The sequence below is a fragment of the Lyngbya aestuarii BL J genome, assembly GCF_000478195.2.
GTDB classification, from domain to species: Bacteria; Cyanobacteriota; Cyanobacteriia; order Cyanobacteriales; family Microcoleaceae; genus Capilliphycus; species Capilliphycus aestuarii.
In genome coordinates this window covers 13,118-33,901 of sequence record NZ_AUZM01000031.1, presented here as the reverse complement: position 1 = coordinate 33,901, position 20,784 = coordinate 13,118, and the positions used below count along the sequence as shown (strand labels likewise).

Genomic DNA, 20,784 nt, shown 5'->3' with positions numbered 1-20,784 from the left:
ATCTAAAAAATATTTCCGAAATTTTGGTCAAAAAATCAACCGAAAAGTGAACGGCCAGATTTTCAAAAGTTAAAAGGACGGTCTCGCCCGTTTGCAAGACCGTCCAGACTCAAAAATACAACTCGTCGGGGCAAATGCCGTTTAATTAACCGAATGTTACATCAGGAGTAACCACAAACAATTCTTCGGTCAGTTCATCAGAACCCACACCTTCAAGAACCGCTAAAGTTTCCCCAGATTCAATCACTTCAATTGCAGCATTTCCATCAATTTCAATAATTTGAATGTCTGCAAAAGTAAGTTCACCTTCGACCAAACCAATGAAGTCTTCAGTAACATCAAAATCAGTAATTGTATCCGTTCCATCCCCACTTCCGAAGACAAACAGATCCGAACCACTTCCACCGGAGAAGTTATCACCAGTGAGCGTATCGTTACCGGTAACACCCATAATAGTGTCATCACCCGCATCGCCGAAGATTTCATCATCCCCTTCGTCACCGCTGAGGAGGTCATTACCCGCCTTACCGCCAATGCGATCGTTACCAGCGCCGCCAGAGATAACGTCATCCCCACCAGAACCGCCCGGAGAACGGCTATTAGCATCGCCGCGCAGGACATCATCACCCGAACCGCCAAACACGGTATCATCGCCCAAACCGCCAGCAACGAGGTCATCACCGCCCAACGCATCGATGGTATTATCAGCCTCATCGCCAAGCAAAGTTTCGGCGTCATCGGTGCCAATAATATCAACGGGTGTACCGCCACCATCACCCGGTACCAGGTCAAAGGCGATATCGTATTCGCCGATATTGATACCGAAGTCGGGGAAGACGCGACCGCTACCGGTACCGGCTTCAAACGGATCGTAAACGGTATTACCCAACTGGCTGACACCCACAAAGTAAGTACCCGTTTCAGATGCGGTAAATTCTAAATAGGCATCGCGGTTAGCCGTGAAAATTTCATCGGGTGCCGCAGCATTATTTGCGTTAGCCAACTCGTTCCCTTCGGCGTCAAACAGTCGCAACTGAGAATCCAACCGTTGCGGTACATCAAAGCCTTCGAGTGCGTACTCAATGGAGTCCACATCAACACTGATGCTATCTCCGGCTGCCAGGTCGAAGCTGTACATATCCACATCTTCGGAGGGGTCAATCAAATCAGCCTGATAAACTTCAGGATCTTCCGACACCACGACATACTCGGAATCAATCGCGGCTTGGAAAGAGAATGTCTGGTTGGAGGGACTCAATCCGGTGTCAATCGCCGTTGTGATCGTATCATTGAGTTCTTGTTCTGGATTTTCATCGCCTTCATCCCCATCATCATCTCCATCGTCAGGATCGATAACCACTGAATCAGGGTTGTCCGCAATTGTGAGTGTGATATCGTTGGCATCAGGAGCGATCGCATAACCTACCCCGGGCTGGATTGTAAACGTGAATTCTTCAATGCCTTCTAGAGCGTCCTCTGGCGAAATTTGGGGATTAGTGGTTTCATCAAAGGCGGACAGCGTAATTGTGGCAGTTTGCTCCGTCATCTGGAAGAAGAAACCGCTAGCTTGGAAGTTAGGTGATGGGAATTCACCGCCAACAATCTCGGCATTGAACACATCAAATTCACCCAATGCTGACCGAATTCCGCTATCGACACCAATAACAACTCCTTCTTCGGGAGGAGGACTGTCCAGAGAGAAGGTCACTGTTGTCAGGTTCCCCTCGGATTCCACCAGAGCCGTTTCACTGACGTCTATACTTACTGTGGGAACATTCCCCGGATCGGGAATATCATCTAAGGTGTCATAGATGACGGTTGAAAAACTATCTTCTGCACCGACGCTATAGCCTGCACTCGGTTCAAGGTTAAAGGTAATCGTTTCAGAACCGTCGGTTGGCGCAACTTCTGGATTATCAAGGGTAAGGTTAATCAAGGAAGAATTGCTGGTGAGTTTCGTCCGCAACCCGACCAATGTTCCTGCTTCGTCATACACACCCCCCAGGACTTCAGCGCCCCCTTGAGAAAAGGGCGATCCTGTGCTGAAAATGCTGGCTAAGTCGGCATCGCTGGTGAGATAAACTTCAATCCCTTCTTCTGGAATCTCGCCCTCTACTTCTAAGGCTAGGGACAATATGGATGCTCCAGAATCGGGTTCAAGATACTGAACCAGGGCATTGGCTTCGAGAGTATCCCGCTCCTGCTCATCTCGTCGGTAAGTTCCAGGCGTTGCCCTCAACGAGACTGTCGGCCCTTCTCCGGTGCCGGATGGGATCTCTGTTGCCTCCGGAACAATCGGCTGGTTTAACGTCAGATTTACCGTATATTCACCAAAGCTCTCTCCCGTACCGCTCCCTGGGATATTCGGATCGTAGGGACGGTTCTGCACACCTACTTCATAATAGTCGAAGGGAGCATTCGGCCAACTGCTGATGCCGAAATAGTAAGTCCCAGAAGTTTCGGGGGTGAATTCCAGATAGGAATCAAAGCCAACATCTGCAAAGGCTTCCTCTGGTGCGGCCGCGTCATCCACCTGAGCGACTTGATTGCCATCGGCATCAAAAACCCGAACCACAGTATCGACCGTATCTGGATCGAACTGTTGAGCGTCGGTATCCAACCGCACCGTATCACCCGCTTCGAGATCGATTTTGTAGAAGTCTACATCTTCAGTAAAGTCAACGTAGAGCCGGCCGTCTTCGGTTTCGTAGCGGTTGCTATTGTCGTAATCTATTGTGCTGGTGAAGGAAACTTCCGGGTTGGCCGCACTCAAACCGATTTCAGTCGCCAGTTCGATGGTATCGTTGGGTTCGCTGACTTCTACAGGTGGTGCGGGAATATCATCAGCGCTATCCACTAAGCTGAAGGTTGCGGTACCGGCTTCGGGGTTGACTTGATAGCCGTCTCCGGGTTCAACGGTGAAGGTGGCTTCTTCTAACCCTTCGCTTTCGCCGTCTTCTGCAACGGGGAGGTTAATGGTTGCGGTTTGTGAGGTTAGTTTGAACTCAAACCCGTCTAAACCTTCATTAACGCTGACAATTTCTCCGCCCATGACTTCGATGCTATCCAAGTCAAATTCTGACAACATCGGAGCGCTAACGGATATGGTAACGCCTTCTTCAGGGGGAGGCGAACTGAGGCTAAAGCTATGAACGCCGACGGTGCTTTCTGATTCAACCAGTGTTGCAGGTTCGATAGAATAGGAAACTTGAATCTGAGAATCTGGGTTATCGGCGATGGTCAGATCAAATCCACCCGCTTCGGGATCGATAGTGTAACCGGGACTTTCGACCAATTCAAAGCTAAAGGCTTGTACACCTTCGACAACGCCTTCGGTGATTTCCGGGTTGGTCGTTTCATCGAAAGCGGGTAAAGTGATGGACGCGCCATCTTCAAGGACTTTGAAGTAGAAGCCGCTGGCTGAGAAGTTGGCAAACGGTACCGCACCGCCTGAGACTTCAGCGTTGAAAACATCAAATTCTCCCAACGCGCCGCCTGTGTTGCTATTAACGTAAACTAAAACGCCGTCAGAGGGAATATCGCCGTCAACGTTAAAGGTGAGGGTGGTGGTGTTTCCTTCTGACTCAACTAATGCGGTTTCGCTAACGGTTAAGCTAACTTGGGGTGAGGTTTCCGGTTCGGGTGCGGTTTCCAGACTGTCGTAGAAGGTGACAGTCGAAGATCCCATCTCGCTACTAACGCTGTAGCCTTCTCCCGCTTCTAAGGAGAATGTTGCATCTTCCGGGCCGTCGGTTTCGGCTTCTTCTAAGTCCTGAACGTTAAGCGCGATAAACGCAGTTGGACTGTTGACTCGCAGACGAATACCGGAGGCTTCCCCTGTTTCGGGGTCGTAAACGGCTTCTAAGACTTCACCGCCAATGGTCAGAGGAGGACGTCCTAAGTTGCTGAAGTAGTCCGTTAAGGCGATATCGCTGTTGATGGTAACTTCTAAGCCTTCAGAGGGAATTTCTCCTTCGGTTTGTAAGCCCAGTACCAATAAAGAGGCGCCGGCTTGTTCGCCTAAAGATTCCACCAATTCCGGCGTTAAGATGGTATCGCGGAGTTCAGTGCGATCGCCGTTAAAGGTGCCGGTCAGGGTTTGCAATGAAACAACCGGGCCTTCTGACGGAGGCGGAGGGGGTGTACCTTCGCTATCTTCGATACTGATAGTAAATTCGCTCGCGTCGGGATTAACTTCGTAAGCTTCCCCATCTGCAAGGCTGTAGGTAAACACTTCCTCGGCTTCGTCTTCATCGGCGCCATCTTCAAACACGGACAGGGTAATTGACGCTTCCGGTTCGGTGAGGGTGAGGAAGAAACCGCTATCCCCATCGGCGGGTCGGGGGAATTCGCCATTGGTTCCTTTGATATCGGTTGCGGGGTCAATACCAAAAACATCGAATTCGCTTAAGGTTCTGAATCCCGTTCCGTCAACCAACACTTCTACACCTTCCGGGGGAATTTCTCCCTCGACGCTAAAGTTAATGGTGAATTCATCGCCTTCGGTGAGTTCGGTTTCACTGGTAGAAATGCTGACAACGGGGCCTGTTTCACTGGGTTGATCGGCAATGGTGAGATCGATGGAACTGGCATCGGGGTCTACTTCGTATTCTTCCCCGTTGACGATGCTGAAGGGGATGTTTTGCACTTCTTCGGCAACGATATCATCAAAGACTGAGGTGGTAATGGAGGCATTCGGTTCGGTAATAGTAACAAAGAAACTGCTACCGCTTGCATCTGCGACTTCCGGTAAGCCTGCAATTCCATTCAGTTCTAGAGCGCTTAAATCCGCCAGATCGAACTGACCCAAAGCTCCAGAAACCGAACTTTCTACTAAAATGGTTGTTCCTTCTTCGGGAATCTCTCCATCAACGGTGAAATTAACGGTGAGTTCGTCGCCTTCAACTAAGTCAGTTGCACTCGCAGAGATACCAACGGTTGGGCCAACGCCGGGGCCGCCATTATCGTCAGTAATGGTTAATAAGGTGGAGTTTTTCTCCGGGTTAACGGTGTATCCCTCTCCTGGCGAGAGTTGGAAGTCAAACGGTTGGGTTCCTTCTTCGATGATGTCGTTGAGAATGGGCATCACGAAGGAGGCTTCGGGGGCAGACAGCAGAATTTCGAGTCGGCCTGTTTGTTCGTCGTAATTTACAATTTCGGAGTTGATAAACTCTACTTCTCGGTCTGCGGAAAATTGTTCGGTGAATTTGATCACATCGTTTTCACCGAGGGTATCGAAGTTGATCACAATTCCTTCAGAGGGGAATTCGCCTTCGACTGTCCATTTCCAAGTTACTGCACCCTCGGCTTCTTCGGAAATGGTGGTGGGGATGGCTTCAAAGCTGACAACCGGTTCTGTGGGTTCGGGGGGTTCGCCAACCTCGGTGTCATCAATGGTTACGGTAAATTCGCTCGCTTCGGGATTGACTTCGTAGGTTTCACCGTTTTCTAGGGTGTAGGTAAAGGTTTCGAGTCCTTCTGCTACATCGTCTTCAAAAACGGGAACTGTCAGGGTTGCGGTTTGTTCTGTTACCCGGAATAGCACCGCACTGACGGTTTCGTTGGTTCCGGCAATGTTTCCGCCTGTTACGACCGGCCCTTCAATGGTGATCTCGTCTTCTGGATCGCGGGGGTTGGAGGCGTTGACATCAAACTCGGCGATCGCTCGGGGTATAGCGCCATCGAGGTAAACCAAAACGCCTTCGGGGGGCGGCGGTTCATCTAGGGTAAATGTAACTGTTATCGCAGTTTGTTCGGACTCTAACAGGGTTGTTGGTGCTGCTGTTACGCTAACTGTCGGGCCGACCCCACTGGGTACACCGTCGGTCACGGTAAAGCTGCCGGAATTGGCATCATCGTCCACCTCGTACCCTTCTCCGCCAACAAGAGTGTAGGTGAATGTCTCGTCGGCTTCTTCGATCGAGTCATCGAAAACGGGGAAGGTAATACTGGCTGTGGGTTCGGTAATGGTGAAGAAGAAATCGCTGAGGAAATCGTCTCCCGCCGCCGCCTCGTTGGAAGCCGTTTCGCTCGGATCGCCATCTTCGAGGGAAAATAGTTCGAGTTCTCCACCCATAACGTTATTTTCCACCAATCCGCGATCGAAACGGTAGATGGGTTCTAGATTTTCATTGAAGCGGGTTTGCGAGGCGACGAATTCCTCCATAATGCGGGGTGCATCGCCTTCGAGCTTGACCGTGATCCCCCCTTCAGGAATCTCACCTTCGACGCTGAAGTTCATCACCAGGTCCGTGCCTTCTGCTTCGCTGATTAACTCTGGAGTTGTGCTAAAGCTGACAACGGGTTCGGACGGTTCGGGTTCCGGTTCGGGTTCCGGTTCCGGTTCCGGCGAGGGGGGTGCATCCACGTCAATGGAGACGGTTGTGACCTCGGAGTTTTCCTCACCGTCACTCGCCTGATAGGTAAAGCTATCGGTTCCCACGAAACCCGCCGAGGGGGTATAGGTGAAGGAGCCGTCTTCGTCCAATTCAACGCTGCCGTTGTTCGGGGTGCCGACAAAGGTTGCCACCAACGGGTCGCCATCGGCATCGCTATCGTTGCTGAGTAGGCCTTCGCTCGCAGAAACGGTAAGCGGGGTATCGGCCGGGGTCGTGTAGCTGTCTTCTTCGGCAACGGGAGCGGTATTGGCGGGGGGTTCGTCTTGGTCATTATCGTCTATTGACAGCGTCACCGAACTGGCACTGTCATCGATCTCAAAATCATCGCTGGCCTGTAAGCCGTAGGTGATCTCTTCGATGCCCTCATCGAGGTCGTCGTCAAAGACGGGTAGCTCTATGGTGGCAACTTGCTCGGTCACGTTCAGGATGACGCCGCTGGAGTCGGCATTAACACCGACCAGTTGGGCGCCGCTCAGGTTGACCGCACCGACATCGAATTCTGCCAGTGAATCGGGAATATCGCTGTCGATGGTGACGTTGATGCCGCCTTCTGGTGGGGCTTCACTGAGGTTAAGCGTCAGCGTTGTCACCGTGCCTTCTTCTTCTACGAGTGCGGTTGGGCTGGCAGTGATACCGATTTGTAGGGGTTCCGGTTCGGGTTCCGGCTCGGGTTCGGGTTCCGGTTCGGGTTCCGGTTCGGGGGGTGCATCCACATCAACCGTAACGGTGGCCACGTTGGAACTGTCTTCGCCATCGCTAGCCGTATAAGTGAAGCTGTCTTCTCCGCTAAACCCTTCGTCGGGTGTGTAGGTGAAGGAACCGTCGGAGTCGAGTTCTAGGCTGCCGTTGGCGGGTTGACTCTCTATGCTGGCGGTTAACGCATCTCCGTCGGCGTCGGTGTCCCCGTCGAGAACCCCTAAATCTGCATCAACGAACAGGGGAGATTCAAAACCTGTGCTGTAGCTGTCATTATCGGCGACTGGGGCTGTATTTTCCGGTTCGGGAGGTGCGTCCACATCAACCGTAACGGTGGCCACGTTGGAACTGTCTTCGCCATCGCTAGCCGTATAAGTGAAGCTGTCTTCTCCGCTAAACCCTTCGTCGGGTGTGTAGCTGAAGGAACCGTCGGCGTTGAATTCTAGGCTGCCGTTTTCGGGCGGACTTTCCAAGCTGGCGGTTAACGCATCTCCGTCGGCGTCGCTATCCCCGTCGAGAACGCCCAAATCTGCATCCACGAACAGGGGAGATTCAAAACCTGTACTATAGTCGTCATTGTCGGCGACTGGGGCTGTATTTTCCGGTTCGGGTTCCGGTTCGGGTTCCGGTTCGGGTTCCGGTTCGGGTTCCGGTTCGGGTTCCGGTTCGGGTTCGGGTTCGGGTTCCGGTTCGGGTTCCGGTTCGGGTTCCGGTTCGGGTTCCGGTTCGTCGCTATCTTCAATTACAAATGTTGCTGAACTCGCTGAGGGAGATACTTCATAACCTTCGCCCGGTTGGATGGTGTAGGTAAAGCTCTCGGAACCTTCATCCTCACTGTCATCAAATACGGGTAGGCTAATGCTTGCGGTTTGTTCGGTGATGCGAAGGGTAAAACCGTTGGTATCGTCGCTTACCCCAACAATGCGGGCGCCGCTATATTGGGCTGCAAATACATCCAACTCGGCTATAGCATTAACAATGGGACTGGTAACGGTGACGTCAACTCCTTCTTCTGGTGGGGGTTCACTCAGGTCAAAGGTCAGGGTGAGTACCGTTGCTTCTTCTTCTACGAGGGTTGTCGGAGTTGAGGTTAAACCCACACTCGGAACGAATACCCCCGCATAGGTTTCGGTAACAGAAGGTAGAAAGGCTAATTTTTCCTGTACTGAACCTCGGAACTCTCCAATGCGGATGTTGAGGTTCCAAGTTCCCCCTAAGTTGGGGTTTCCGACCCGTTGTTCTGAGGCGGTAATATTAGCTCCTGTGAGCTGATGCAAGGTTTGTAAGAAATTACGCCCGACGCCAAAAGCTACTTGGCAACCGTATAAAACTAGGGAGTTGCCTTGTAGATATTTTGACCAATTTTTCAGCTGTTCTTGGTATTGGCTGAGGGTATTGAGACTTAATGGCGTTTGACCTAAAAATAAACAGCCCGGTTCGCCGTGGGAGACGATGTGCAGGCTGTTGATAGCCGGGGAACGCTCTAAAGCTGCGGTAATTTGCTCAACGCCGTCTAGATTGGGGTCTAGCAGCAATACTTCTGCGTTCGGTTGTACTTGGCTGGTTAACCAAGAAGCATTACTTACTCCAGAATCAATCGCAACAAGTATATTAGCTGCTTTGACTCGACGAGCAACAGTTGTGCGATCGCCTAAAAATCGAATAAAATTGTCCATTATATGACCTTTGCGAAGGTAAATTTTGACATGACAGCCCAGAAGTGACGTTCTGGGTTTTTTTGTGAGCCAAATTGGGAAAAATGCCCCAGTCTGTTTTCTGTATCCCTGTTCTGCGATCAAAACAGAGGGAATGAGGAACCCCAATGGGATTGAGGTTTAACCTCTCCTTTTGACAATAACTGTCAAGTAATAAAGCCTAGAACTGTTTATAACATCTTGACAAGCATTTAAACAAGGGATTTTGAAAAGATTTTATTTTTAGCAAATTTTTTGATTTGAAATACTTATCCCAACTCTCGTCTAAACTATTTTTGCTGGGATGTTTATTCGACTTTTTAAGAGAATAAAATAGGAAAAACGAGATGAAAACTTATCAAAATTTTCACCATATCAATAATGATTTTTTAGAGATTAAACCGAGAGAACTTGAGGTTTTAGATGTATTAATTCATTTTAGTGATTGGATGCTTCTGGGTGTTACCCGTCAAGGTACAAATCCTCAGCTATGTGTTCAGTTCTCAAATATTTGAGAATTAATTTCAAGAACGAGGTGATCATAAGGGGTTGTTTTTAGGGAAGTCTAGGGGGTTTTGTAAAGTTGGGGCGGCATTTTGGCCGAGTTTTGTAAAGCTTCTGTAAAGCTTATCACCCTTGTTACAGTCACCCGTAATTTAGGGGAGGGTTCAAATAGATTTGTTCTGATGAAAGGGACATCCTTGAGTCCGATGGGCAGGATCAAGCTGTTGTGAACGACTGCGGGCAAATTTATCGAGAGTTTTGAGGGCATTTCCGCGATCAAAACGCAAGCTTCCGGTTTCTTCTCCGCCAAACTTTTCACAGACGGCTTTGTGTGCGGTTGCGAGTTCAAAATAGGCTTGAACAAAGCGTTTATGTTCGGGTTGTAATGGGGTGGGTAGCTGTTGAAAAAGGGGGCGCAAACGCTTCCAAATTTGCATTAACCAAGCGTGATCCCAAGACATTAATCCACTAAAATCCGCAGATTTAACGTGAGGCGGTGCCATTGTTGGGCGGATATATTCTTCATATTCATCCCGACTAAAACTTCCCGCCAGAGACATGGCGGCGCCGGATGCTAACATTAAATCTGTGGCGGTTTTTAGTTCGATTTGTGCTTGGGAAAGATTGCCAGAAGTGAGATGTTTTTCAAACCGACTCAGGCAAATAATTAAACCTTGGATATTCACGAAAAATGACCAGTGAAATCCTTTCCAAATTTGATGGGAATTTTGTTGAGTCATGGGTTATCCTCTAGGTAAACATCAAAAAGTCTTGCTAATAAGTGAGCGTAACTGATAAATCCTTGTTTCTGTTGTTCAATTTGATTTGAGTCTAATTTGGGGAAGTTGGAATCGGGTTGATTCTGACTGTTCAAACACAGAATTAAAAATTGTTGACTCGCAACAATAACACTTTTTAGCAAACAGAAAGCGGGTTGTTGGGTTTGAACGTGGTTCACTTGAAAATAGCGATCATAATCTTCGACTTCCCAGGTTTTTAGCGATGCTTTTGTTGTGGATAGTTTAGCGGGAGAACTCTCCACAGGTTCTAAGGTTTCTAAAGTTTCATGGGTGAGACTCAATGCGGTTTCTAGGCGAGTTTGTTTCAGGGCGGTTAGAAAACAGTTTAAAGCTTGGGTAATTTTAACTCGTTCGGCTTCGTTTAAGGGGTGTTCTGTGAGTAAATCCCAAGGAACAAGTAAATCAAGCTGAGGGGTGGGATTTGTTTCACTCATATTTGAGGAAAGACATTCAAAGGAACGTCAATATTAATTAGTTTGCTCAAAAATATCCCGCCCCTCTCAGTGAAAAGAAAAGAGGTTTCTTTAAACCTCTCTTCGGGTTGAAGAAATTTAGGATGTTTGTGATTCCTCCATTTTTCGACGCAAACTGAGAGGGCGCATATCTGTCCAGACTTCTTTGATATAGTCCAAACACTCTTGTTTGAGTCCACTTTTTCCAACATCTCGCCATCCAAAGGGGATTTCTCTATAGTCTGGCCAGATGGAATATTGTTCTTCTTCGTTGACAACAACTCGATAAATTGTGGTATCTTCTTCTGAGTTCATGGTTGATATTCCTCGATTAAATTAGGTATTTTTTGAAGTCAATTAAACTCAATTAGGCTACGGTTACTTCGGTGACGGGTTCGAGATTTCCTTCGCCTGTTAGGGTTGGTAAGTTGATATCGGCGATACATCGAACTTTAACATAATTCAAGGTTAAATCTCCTTCAATGTGAGCGGTTCCTGTTGCTTGTTCAAAGTTGGTGGTTTGAAAGTTACAAGCTTTTTCATCGAGTTGAACACCGAGTTCAGTTCCGCCTCGGGTTTGAGTAAATTTAATGTAGACATAGCCTCTATCGATGCTTTCTTTAAAGGCTGTTACTGTTTTTTCGGGTCTTAAACCGACTTCAACGGGATGTTTTCCTTCCGATAATCGTTGCACTAATTCGTCCATGTTTTTCCTTGATGTTTTGAGTAAAAAAGTTTGAGTAAAAAACTAAGATTCTGTTTTTTCGGTTTCCGAGGGTGTTGCGGTTACGTTTATGGGTTCATAAACCGGAATTTCAAATTTTAAAACCGTATCACAGAATTGTTTCCATTCGGGGGTGATGTTGTCAAAAATGATGTTTTCATCTTTAAATATTCCATCGGTGACAACATAATTTTCTTGCAAATACAAAAAGTCATCTTCTGTAAGTTCTCGGTTAATTTCTATTTCTTCACCCTCAACGGTTTTGGTTTCTTTGCGGGTGTTTTCTTTGTTTTCCGTCCACTGACTAAATTGACGGAATTTTTCAATCGGATAAGCTTTGCAATATTTTCCCATTGTTGCCATTTTGTTTCCTCCTGAATGCAGTTTTTTAAGTTTAGTAACCGGAAATAATACCAGCTTCTTTGAGTTCAACTAAACCCTGTTTAAACGTCTGAAAAATGGTATTAATATCCTCATCGGTGTGAGCGGTTGACAAGAAACCTCCTTTGTCACCCCGACGCAGATGAATTCCTTTTGTTAGCAGATGATAGGAAAGTAAGTTAATTGCTAAGGGAGAAATCGAACTTTCTGACATGGCGATTGCAAAAAAAGAGCCAAAATGGGTAAAATGAACGGGTATATTTTCAGATTTAATCGCCGTATTCAAGCGATTAACCAGTTTTAAAGTCCGCTGGTTTAGCTGTTCTTGCAGGGTTGAACCTTGGGTTTTTAAATGCAAAAGTGCGGCTTTGGCTGCGGCTAAGGATAGCGGATGTTTGCAGAAGGTTCCGGCGAAAAAGGTTGTCTTTTCTTGGGGAGCGGAATTATCCCCAAAGTTCCACATTCCGCCATCTATTTTATCAAGATATTTGGCTTTTCCGGCCAGAATTGACATCGGTAAACCGCCCCCGACTATTTTACTATAAGTTGCGATATCCGCTTGCACCCCAAACCAGGCTTGGGCGCCGCCGGGATGTATCCGAAATCCCGTCACCATTTCATCAAAAATTAGGGCGATTCCCCGTTCTTGAGTGAGAGTTCTCAACTGTTGAATAAAGTCTTTTGGCTGCAATTCTGGACAGCGACTTTGAACGGGTTCAACCAACACGGCTGCAATGTTTTTAGAATTAGATTTTATCACATTTAAGGAGTAAGGATTACCATATTCCAGCACTAAAACATCTTTGGCTAAACTCCCCGGAATTCCCAAGGCTGCGGGAACCGCTTGCGGGTCGATTGTTGATTTTAATCCGAATTCAATCGGACGGGTAATCGCTTGTAAAAATCGGTTGGATTGGGATTTTTGATCGATTTTCCTTCTAACGGCTTTTTTAGCGTATTCTGTGAGTTTTGCTCGCACAAGAGTTTGGTCATGATGACCGTGATAGGAGTTGGTAAACACAACTATTTTTTTGCGTTTTGTTGCGGTTCTCGCTATCCGAATTGCGGTCATTATTGCTTCGGTTCCGGTGTTGCTAAATGTCACCCGTTCCATCCCGGTTAATTCGCTCACCAGTTGGGCGACTTCCCCCGCTAATTCTGCTTGTGAACCGATTTGAATTCCTTTTTCTAACTGTTCTTGAATGGCGGCTTTAATAAACGGGGGATTGTGACCAAAGAGGTTAATTCCTAATCCCATTAAGATGTCAAGATATTCGTTTCCGTCGATATCCCAAAGGCGAGAACCGAGGGAACGTTCCGCGACAATTGAGTAGCAAGCTTCTTTGAGTTGGGGTTCAAAACTCAATCCCAAAGAGCTTTTATCCGCGAGAACCGAACGAGAATCTTGAGCATATTTTTTTGATTTTGGCGTGCGTTGAATATAATCTTGAATCAGGGTTTCGATATGGGATTGTTCTAAATTGTTGGTGTCTTTAGTTTGAAGTTGCATGGCTTATGAATGGGGATAAATTTTACAAATTTACAAATCTCTAGTTTTTGCGGGCGATGAAGTAAGCAGAATGATTGTTATCGAGTTGTAAATTTCCTTCAATTGTTCTCACTTCAACATCGGTAAAGCCGACTTCTTCTAATATCTGTTTAACTTCTGTTGCCGAATGACCTCTAACTTTGTAGATAATTTCTGAACGTTTCCAATCTTTCTCCCAGGATGAAAATTGATTGAGGATTTTTAGTCTAAATCGGGTTAATCTCCTTAAACTGACCAGCTTGTAAACCAAGCCTTTTAACTGTTTTTGAATTAAAGCGAACGGCCAATAGCGTTTCTGAGTTGGAGCCTGATAAATTGTTACTTTAAAATAGCCCAGTTTATCATCTTTATTGTAATGGGGCGTAAGTTCCCAAGCAAAATGGTTTTCAATTTCGCCCTCAACTAAGCGACCTTTCCACCATTTTTCCATTTGTCCTTGATGGTTGATATCAAACAAGAATATACCATTTTGTTTCAAAGATGAATAAACATTTTGAAAAACGCTCTTGAGTTCTTCTAACTCTAATATATGGTTGAGAGAAGCGCTGGTTGAAAAAACCGCATCAAAACGTTCTGGGAGTTCAAAACTGCGAGCGTCACCCAGAATAATTTGAGCTTTGGGAGCATTTTGACGCGCATATTCTAACATTTCCTCTGAGCCATCAAACCCCGTAATTTGATAGCCTCTCTCGCACAATTTCTTCATTAAATGTCCCGTCCCGCAACACAAATCTAGAATTTCTGCATTTTTAGACAGGTGAGGAAGCAGCATTTTTTCTAGGGGTTGAAGTTGGTTTTGACAATATTCAGGCCCCATTGTGGTATTGTACAACCAAGCCCAATTGTCATATTCGTTGTAGCGTTCTTGAAGATTCATATCAGAAACCATAGTTGTAATTTTAACTCCGAGTAGATTGTTGTTTAGGCTTGTTGAAAATTGGCTTTTTGAATTAATTGGGAGATGTAAGTTTTTAGCAAGTTAGCATCAATAGGGGGACAAGTAATAGACGTTTCCGCTAAACCTTCGATTGTATTTTTGCAGTCAAATTTGAGATTCATTGATTTTTCCTTTGCTTTTTGGGAAGACGTTGAGGAGAACAGCGAAACCAACGGATAAAGTGCGTGTCCGGGCGAACCTTTTGCTATCTCTAAAAGTCGGCTGTACCACCGTTCGTAAGGTATTCTTTGGATGGAATAACCCATTAAACCCAGTTGTTCAAACAGTAGATTTGAAGAAACAGGTTGAGGGTGAATCAGATGAAACGCGCCTCCGATTAATTCCGGTTTTTGTGATAGGTGAACAATGGCTTCACTCACATAGTCAACGGGGATTATATCGAGTAACATTTCTCCTTGCGGTGCGCTACCCAGTTCGATATAACCTAACATTAATCGATAGAGAAAGTCGTTGGTATTGAAAAAACCGGTTTGGCTGCTTCCAGAAATTGGTCCGACTCGATAAATATAGGTTGGAAGTCCTCGCTGTGCTGCAATTTTAACTAATTTTTCCGCCACCCATTTACTTTGAGCATAGCCACCGTTGGGAACTTCACCGCTTTCTAAATCATCTTGTTCGCGAATCACTTTAACTTGAGAAAATTCGTTAAAGTTAAACACGCTAACCGTTGAAATAAAATGTACAGGTTTGGGGTGAGATTGACAAGCAAATCGCAGTATTTCTTGAGTTCCTAAAACGTTCGTTGACTTCAAAAGCGAATAGGGTGAGGCGTGGTGTACCCAAGCGCCGTTATGATAAATTACATCAATCTCATCTGCTAATTGCTGAAATTTTTCGGAAGATAAACCCAAAAGCGGTTTTGATAAATCTCCTTGAATGGGGATAATTCTAGCCTTGAATGAGTCATCCCAGAGAGAAGCAGACTTGAGAACATTTTTCAGCCGATTTTCTATGGTTTCCGGTTGTTCGCCTCTAACCAAACAGTAGATGTTTGCTTCGGTTTTTAGCAACAGTTGGTTGAGTAAAAAGCTTCCTAAAAAACCCGTTGCACCCGTTAACAGAATGTTGTGGGGTTGATTCCATGAAATGACTTGGGTTTGAGGAAAAATGCTTTCATCTAATGTCGCTTCTGCTTTTAGATAATCTAATGTTATTTTCTGTTGATTTTGAGAATTAAGATACTGAATAATTTCGGGTTTGCGTTCTTTGAGTTGTGCTTTAATATCAGATGTCAGCGCTCCTTTCGGGGCGTTACAGCGAATCCGATCATTTTCGGCAAAAATTTTAATATCCAATTGATTGAGTTGCGATAAAAACTCGGAAATCGGCTGATAGTTTTCGGGTTGGTTTAAACTGGGTTTTGGTTCGGGGTGACTCACGGAAAAGTTAACGTTAATTGCGGTTTCTGAACTTGATTCTAAAATGATTTCTTGACTCCCAAACAAACGTTTACCAATAATATTTTGACTTTGGCAATATTCAATTACTCGATTTGATTCTAGAATCGGTTTAGAATCTGGGGTATATTGAATCGAAGTAATAAAAGTTAGCCAGGGTTCCTGTCCCATCGCATAAATATAAACTTGCTGAGGGTTTAACTGATTAATAAGTTTAATAGCTTTGTAACTATCCGAACCGTCGAGTCGGCGAGTTTGGGCAATTTTTCGGGGGATAGATTGAGTTAATAACGAACCGTAAGCCCAGGTAAACGGTGCGCCTTCGCATTCCATCCCCACAAACAAAATATCCAGTCTTTTGACTAAATTTGAAAGATGTTTGTACAGTTGAGGTTCGATATTATTGGAATCCGCAGCGCACAAAATAGAACGATTTTTGACTTGGATTAAATAAGCGGTTTTAGCTGCAATATTTAAGTCACCATGTTCGCCCAAAACGGGTAAACTAACTATCTCACCTTCGGGAATGTCTATCACTTCTAATTCATCGACTTCTCGAACGTTTGCAAAGCCAATTTGTTGTAATATTAACTTTAAAGACGGATCGATAAGCACACCTTTATTACTTTTCGGAACGATAACATTTTTAATTTTATATCGCAACTGTAACAAGGTTTCAAACATCACATGATCTTGATGATTGTGAGTGATTAAAGCGTAGTCAATTGTTGGGGGTAAATCTGCATAACTGTAACGGGGAATTCCATCGAGAGATTGATCGCTAAATTGATAACTAATAAGAGGATCGCATAAAATACTAATATCTTTGGTTTCAATTAAAATACACGCATGACCAAAGTAACGCACCCTCACATCATTTTCTTGATATTTAGATTGAGAAGGGGGAGGAGTTTCTGTTAACAAAGAAGCGAATAAAGGTTCATTTTGGGGTTGAATTTCTAATAACTCTAAAATGTCTTGATAAGCTTGCGGCTTTTCTCTCATTTGAACCAGTTTATCGAGTCGTTTATCCGCAAAAGATAGGTTTAAATGTAGAGTGTTATCATCGGGTAAACGGGGGGTACTGAGTACAAAAGAACGCTGATCGATATTTCCCAAAGATAACGCGACGGTTTGCAAAGCAGAATTATAGTATTGACTTTTATATAACAGTCCTTCTATCAATCGAATTGAGGGGTTATTTTGAACATCATAAACCAACTCAACATATCCTTTTAACGCTTCGGGTACTTTTTGATAAAGCGGTTCTAAAGAATAACCCGTTGCTTCTTCTTTTAACAGGTTTTCTAAATCTTTAATCGCCCGTTCTAACTGTAACAGTAAAGCTAAATTATCTTTGGTTTTCTCCCATAACGTTTTAATTTCATCCAACCGACTTTCATCGTAGTTAATAAAGGGTCCCCCTCGCATTGCGGGATTTTTTAAAGCATCCAAATGAACTTGAGGCGCCGCAATAAATGACTCTAGAATTTTTAGATGAGAATTAGCCACATACAGGGATGCTGTTGCGGGTGGAATGAGATAAGACCAAGCGTACCACTGATTAAAAAGTGGTTCTACAATTACATTGGGTTTGAGATAGACTGGTTTTGATATCATCATGGTTAAAACTCGATTTCTTCTCGCTCCTCTTCAACTTTTATCGGGGTTTGTAACTCAGATATGGTTTGTTTTTTCTGCAAAAGTTCCGCCAAACTCGCAACGTTGGGAGCCTCAAACAAGTCTACAACGGTTATATTCACCGGAAATTTAGGTAATAACTGGACAATTAATTGAGTCGCCAGCAAAGAATGTCCTCCCAACTCAAAGAAATCATCATAAATTCCGACCCGTTCAACTTCAAGAACTTCTGCAAAAATCTCCGCTAATATTTCTTCTGTAGCGGTGCGGGGTGGAACAAATTCTTCCGAGGTTAATGGTTCTTGATCGAGTTTAGATAAGGCTTGATGATCGACTTTTCCATTGGGAGTTAGGGGGATAGTTTCCAATTCAACAAAACTGCTCGGAATCATGTATTCTGGCAACTTTTCTTTGAGGAAATTTCGCAGTTCTTTTGAGGTTAAATTGACTTCGGATTCACAAACAAAGTAAGCCGCCAATCTTTTATCTTTTCCTGGTTCTTCTTGAACGATAACAACGCTGTTTCTAACTTTCGGATGCTGATTTAATAAAACTTCTATCTCTCCGGGTTCTATGCGAAACCCTCTAATTTTGACTTGATGATCGATCCGTCCAAATAACTTAATACTTCCGTCGGGTAAATAACAGGCTAAATCTCCCGTTTTGTACAAACGATTTGAGGAATTATTATTCTCATAGGGAGCATAAAAAGGGTTAGGAATAAACGTCTGGGCTGTTTTTTCAGGTTGGTTCAAATAGCCTCGCGCTAAACCCACGCCTGCGATATAAAGTTCACCTAAAACTCCAACGGGAACGGGTTGTAAATTAGCATCCAAAACATAAAGCTGTTTGTTCGTACTCGGGAGAATTGTGGGTTGATTTGAATAGCCATTTCCACACTCAACCATACTCGCATTTACTGTTACTTCTGTCGGTCCGTAAGCGTTAATAAAACGGCGATTTTTTGACCAATTATTAATCAGTTCAACAGAAGGTGCTTCCCCTCCGACTAAGACCATTTCTAAAGCAGGTAAATCTTCAAAAGGGGTGGCGGCTAATGCGGAGGGGGTAATGGTAATGTGGGTAATATTTTTTTCTCGTAAAAGTGTTAACAAATCCCATCCGGGGAGTAAGGTTTCTGCGGGCGCCAAACAGAGTTTTCCACCGCTTGCTAACGCCATGATAATTTCGGGAATGGACGCATCAAAGCTAAAGGAAAAGAACTGAAGAACGCAGCTATCCGAATGAACTTTACAGACGCGAATTTTGTCTTCTGTGAGGTTGACTAACCCGTTGTGAGGGATTAATACACCTTTGGGAATCCCGGTGGAACCGGAAGTATAAATTAGGTAGGCGAGGTTATCGGGTGTAACTTGAACTTGGGGATTTTCTGCGGGTTCTTGAGTGATATCATTCCAGTTTTTATCTAAACAAATAACTTCCGAAACCTCGGTTTTAGAAATCGATAAATTAGATTGAGTTAATAAAACTGAAATTTGCGAGTCTTCCACCATAAAAGCGAGTCGTTCGGGTGGATAGTTGGAGTCGAGGGGAAGGTAAGCACCCCCCGCTTTAAATACGCCTAAAAGGGCGATAATCATCTCAAAAGAACGCTCAACACAAATCCCGACTTTTACTTCGGGTTTGACTCCTTTTTTGATTAAATAATGGGCGAGTTGGTTGCTGCGTCTATTCAGTTCTTGATAGGTTAATTGTTCGTCTTGGAAAATTAAAGCAACAGCATCGGGGGTTTTTTCGACTTGGGCTTCAAACAGATGATGAAAGCATAAATGTTCTGTATAGTTTTTCTGGGTTTTGTTCCAATTTTTTAAGATTTTATGCTGTTCTTTTGAGGTTAAAAGGGATAACTCACCAATGCGTTTATCTGGGTTTTTAACTATTTCTTCTAATAAGGTTTGAAAATGTTCAACCAGTCGCGAGATTGTTTCGGGTTGAAATAAATCTCGGTTGTATTCAAATCCCCCAACTAATCCCGATGGGGTTTCGTAGATATCTAGGCTTAAATCTAATTTCGCTGTGGGGTTGGTTTGTTTGAGAGCAGTTAGGCTTAAATCGGGTAATTTAAAGTCGGTTTGGGGAGCGTTTTCGAGTCTAAATTTAACTTGAAATAAGGGGTTATAACTGAGATCTCGTTCGGGGTGGAGATGTTCAACCAGTTTTTCAAAGGGTAAATCTTGATGGTCGTAGGCTTCCCAGGTTGTCTTTTTAACCTGTTGCAAAAATTCTTGAAATGTTGGGTTTCCTTTTAAAGAACTTCTCAAAACTAAGGTATTAACAAAAAAGCCGATTAATCCTTCTATTTCTTTGCGGTTACGATTCGCAACGGGAGAACCAACGATAATATTTTCTAAGCCGGTATAACGATAAAGTAAGACTTTATATACCGCCAATAAGAATACAAATAGTGTCGCGCCTTCGGTTTGGCTGATGGTTCTGATTTTATGGGTTAAATTATCGGAGATTGTAAAGGTTTGATTGGCTCCTCTAAAGCTTTGAATTCGGCTGCGAGGAAAATCGGTAGGAAGTTGTAAGACGGGTAATGTTCCCGGTAATTGTTGTTTCCAATAAGAAAGTTGTTTCTCTAAAACTTCGCCTTGTAATCGTTGACGTTGCCAAGTTGAAAAGTCTGCATATTGAATGGATAATTCGGGTAAGGGTGAGGGTTGATGTTCACAAAATGAGGTATAGATGCTAACCAGTTCGCGGATAAAAATTTCCATTGACCAGCCATCGGAAATAATATGGTGCATTGTTAAAAACACCACAAATTCGACTTGATCCAGTTTTAATAAAGTAACTCTTAATAATAAATCTTTGGCTAAATTAAAGGGTTTTTGTGATTCTTCAGCCATTAAACGAATGACTTCGGCTTCCTGTTCTCTTTTGTCTAAAGACTGTAAGTTAAAGTGAGAAATTTCTAAGGTTGCATTCTCAGAAATAACCTGAATGGGTTGACCGTCTTTTAGAATAAAGTTGGTGCGTAATATTTCATGTCTTCGGATAATTTCATTGAGCGTTTTTTCAAACACCCCAATATTTAATTCTCCGCTTAAACGGACTGCGGTGGGAATATTAAAGGTTGCTGTATTGGGTTGTAATTGTTCTAAAAACCAAAGTCGCTGTTGAGCAAAAGAAAGGGGTAAATCTTGCTGGCGCGAGACGGGTTGAATGGCTTCTAACGGAGTTTTAACAGACTGCTGAACTTCGCTAATAAAGCTGATAATTTCGCTTTTTCGTTGCTTCAGTTCCTCAATAAAATCATCGGTTAATACTTCTTCTGGCGCACTGAAGCGTAACCGTTTGTCGATGTTACTTTTTTGGTCTGCACCCTCGACCCATAGTTTGACATCCAAACGATACAGGTCTGATAAAAATTCGTCAATTGATTTCATAATTAAGATTGAATGTCATTAATTTTGAGTAAGGGAGGTTGACTCAGGTTGTCTGCGAGAAACATCCATCTTTGTTGAACTTATCCCTACAGGTTAATGATCGACCTTTCTAGCTTCTTGCGAAAAATTCTTAAAAGAGTTTAGCACAGTCTTTTTGTTTAAGCAAGGAAAATTGAT

General features: G+C 44.4%; 11 protein-coding genes. 1 reads left to right on the top strand and 10 read right to left on the bottom strand.

The window, feature by feature from the left end; all coding sequences use genetic code 11:
• Window positions 1-145 precede the first annotated feature (145 nt).
• Window positions 146-8,770 carry a cadherin-like domain-containing protein gene (locus tag M595_RS31195; protein ID WP_023067030.1) on the bottom strand — a complete coding sequence of 2,875 codons (8,625 nt, stop codon included), beginning with the start codon at window positions 8,768-8,770 and terminating at the stop codon, window positions 146-148.
• Between the two features lie 365 nt (window positions 8,771-9,135).
• On the opposite strand from M595_RS31195, the gene M595_RS31190 reads away from it, so the two are divergent.
• Entirely contained in the window at window positions 9,136-9,303 is a 168-nt protein-coding gene (locus M595_RS31190) for a hypothetical protein (RefSeq protein WP_023067022.1), read from the top strand.
• A gap of 153 nt (window positions 9,304-9,456) precedes the next feature.
• Here M595_RS31190 and M595_RS14400 read toward each other — a convergent pair whose 3' ends face one another.
• The 9 genes from M595_RS14400 to M595_RS14360 form a co-directional block, all read right to left on the bottom strand.
• Window positions 9,457-10,032, bottom strand: coding sequence for a 3-methyl-L-tyrosine peroxygenase-related protein (locus M595_RS14400; protein WP_023067029.1), 576 nt, complete (start codon window positions 10,030-10,032; stop codon window positions 9,457-9,459).
• Complete coding sequence (locus M595_RS14395; protein ID WP_023067056.1) at window positions 10,029-10,526, bottom strand: hypothetical protein; 498 nt, start codon at window positions 10,524-10,526, stop codon at window positions 10,029-10,031. Before M595_RS14395 ends, M595_RS14400 begins: the two co-directional genes overlap by 4 nt.
• Before the next feature lie 117 nt (window positions 10,527-10,643).
• Window positions 10,644-10,859, bottom strand: a complete 216-nt coding sequence (locus tag M595_RS14390; RefSeq protein ID WP_023067057.1) for an MbtH family protein — start codon at window positions 10,857-10,859, stop codon at window positions 10,644-10,646.
• 52 nt (window positions 10,860-10,911) lie between these two features.
• On the bottom strand, window positions 10,912-11,250 hold the full coding sequence (locus tag M595_RS14385) for a hypothetical protein (RefSeq protein WP_023067021.1): 339 nt from the start codon (window positions 11,248-11,250) through the stop codon (window positions 10,912-10,914).
• Between the two features lie 42 nt (window positions 11,251-11,292).
• Entirely contained in the window at window positions 11,293-11,631 is a 339-nt protein-coding gene (locus M595_RS14380; RefSeq protein WP_023067048.1) for a hypothetical protein, read from the bottom strand.
• A gap of 31 nt (window positions 11,632-11,662) precedes the next feature.
• The gene (locus M595_RS14375) at window positions 11,663-13,159 is read right to left on the bottom strand and encodes an aspartate aminotransferase family protein (RefSeq protein WP_023067035.1); all 1,497 of its coding nucleotides are present in this window, start codon (window positions 13,157-13,159) and stop codon (window positions 11,663-11,665) included.
• Window positions 13,160-13,199: 40 nt separating this feature from the next.
• Complete coding sequence (locus M595_RS14370; protein ID WP_023067055.1) at window positions 13,200-14,087, bottom strand: class I SAM-dependent methyltransferase; 888 nt, start codon at window positions 14,085-14,087, stop codon at window positions 13,200-13,202.
• Between the two features lie 32 nt (window positions 14,088-14,119).
• The gene (locus tag M595_RS14365; RefSeq protein WP_203419082.1) at window positions 14,120-17,176 is read right to left on the bottom strand and encodes a thioester reductase domain-containing protein; all 3,057 of its coding nucleotides are present in this window, start codon (window positions 17,174-17,176) and stop codon (window positions 14,120-14,122) included.
• A 2-nt stretch (window positions 17,177-17,178) separates the two neighbouring features.
• Window positions 17,179-20,607 carry a non-ribosomal peptide synthetase gene (locus tag M595_RS14360; protein ID WP_040484121.1) on the bottom strand — a complete coding sequence of 1,143 codons (3,429 nt, stop codon included), beginning with the start codon at window positions 20,605-20,607 and terminating at the stop codon, window positions 17,179-17,181.
• Window positions 20,608-20,784 lie beyond the last annotated feature (177 nt).

Coding starts and splice junctions, on each gene's coding strand:
- M595_RS31195 (WP_023067030.1), bottom strand. CDS start 8,770: ATGGACAATTTTATTCGATTTTTAGGCGATCGCACAACTGTTGCTCGT.
- M595_RS31190 (WP_023067022.1), top strand. CDS start 9,136: ATGAAAACTTATCAAAATTTTCACCATATCAATAATGATTTTTTAGAG.
- M595_RS14400 (WP_023067029.1), bottom strand. CDS start 10,032: ATGACTCAACAAAATTCCCATCAAATTTGGAAAGGATTTCACTGGTCA.
- M595_RS14395 (WP_023067056.1), bottom strand. CDS start 10,526: ATGAGTGAAACAAATCCCACCCCTCAGCTTGATTTACTTGTTCCTTGG.
- M595_RS14390 (WP_023067057.1), bottom strand. CDS start 10,859: ATGAACTCAGAAGAAGATACCACAATTTATCGAGTTGTTGTCAACGAA.
- M595_RS14385 (WP_023067021.1), bottom strand. CDS start 11,250: ATGGACGAATTAGTGCAACGATTATCGGAAGGAAAACATCCCGTTGAA.
- M595_RS14380 (WP_023067048.1), bottom strand. CDS start 11,631: ATGGCAACAATGGGAAAATATTGCAAAGCTTATCCGATTGAAAAATTC.
- M595_RS14375 (WP_023067035.1), bottom strand. CDS start 13,159: ATGCAACTTCAAACTAAAGACACCAACAATTTAGAACAATCCCATATC.
- M595_RS14370 (WP_023067055.1), bottom strand. CDS start 14,087: ATGGTTTCTGATATGAATCTTCAAGAACGCTACAACGAATATGACAAT.
- M595_RS14365 (WP_203419082.1), bottom strand. CDS start 17,176: ATGATGATATCAAAACCAGTCTATCTCAAACCCAATGTAATTGTAGAA.
- M595_RS14360 (WP_040484121.1), bottom strand. CDS start 20,607: ATGAAATCAATTGACGAATTTTTATCAGACCTGTATCGTTTGGATGTC.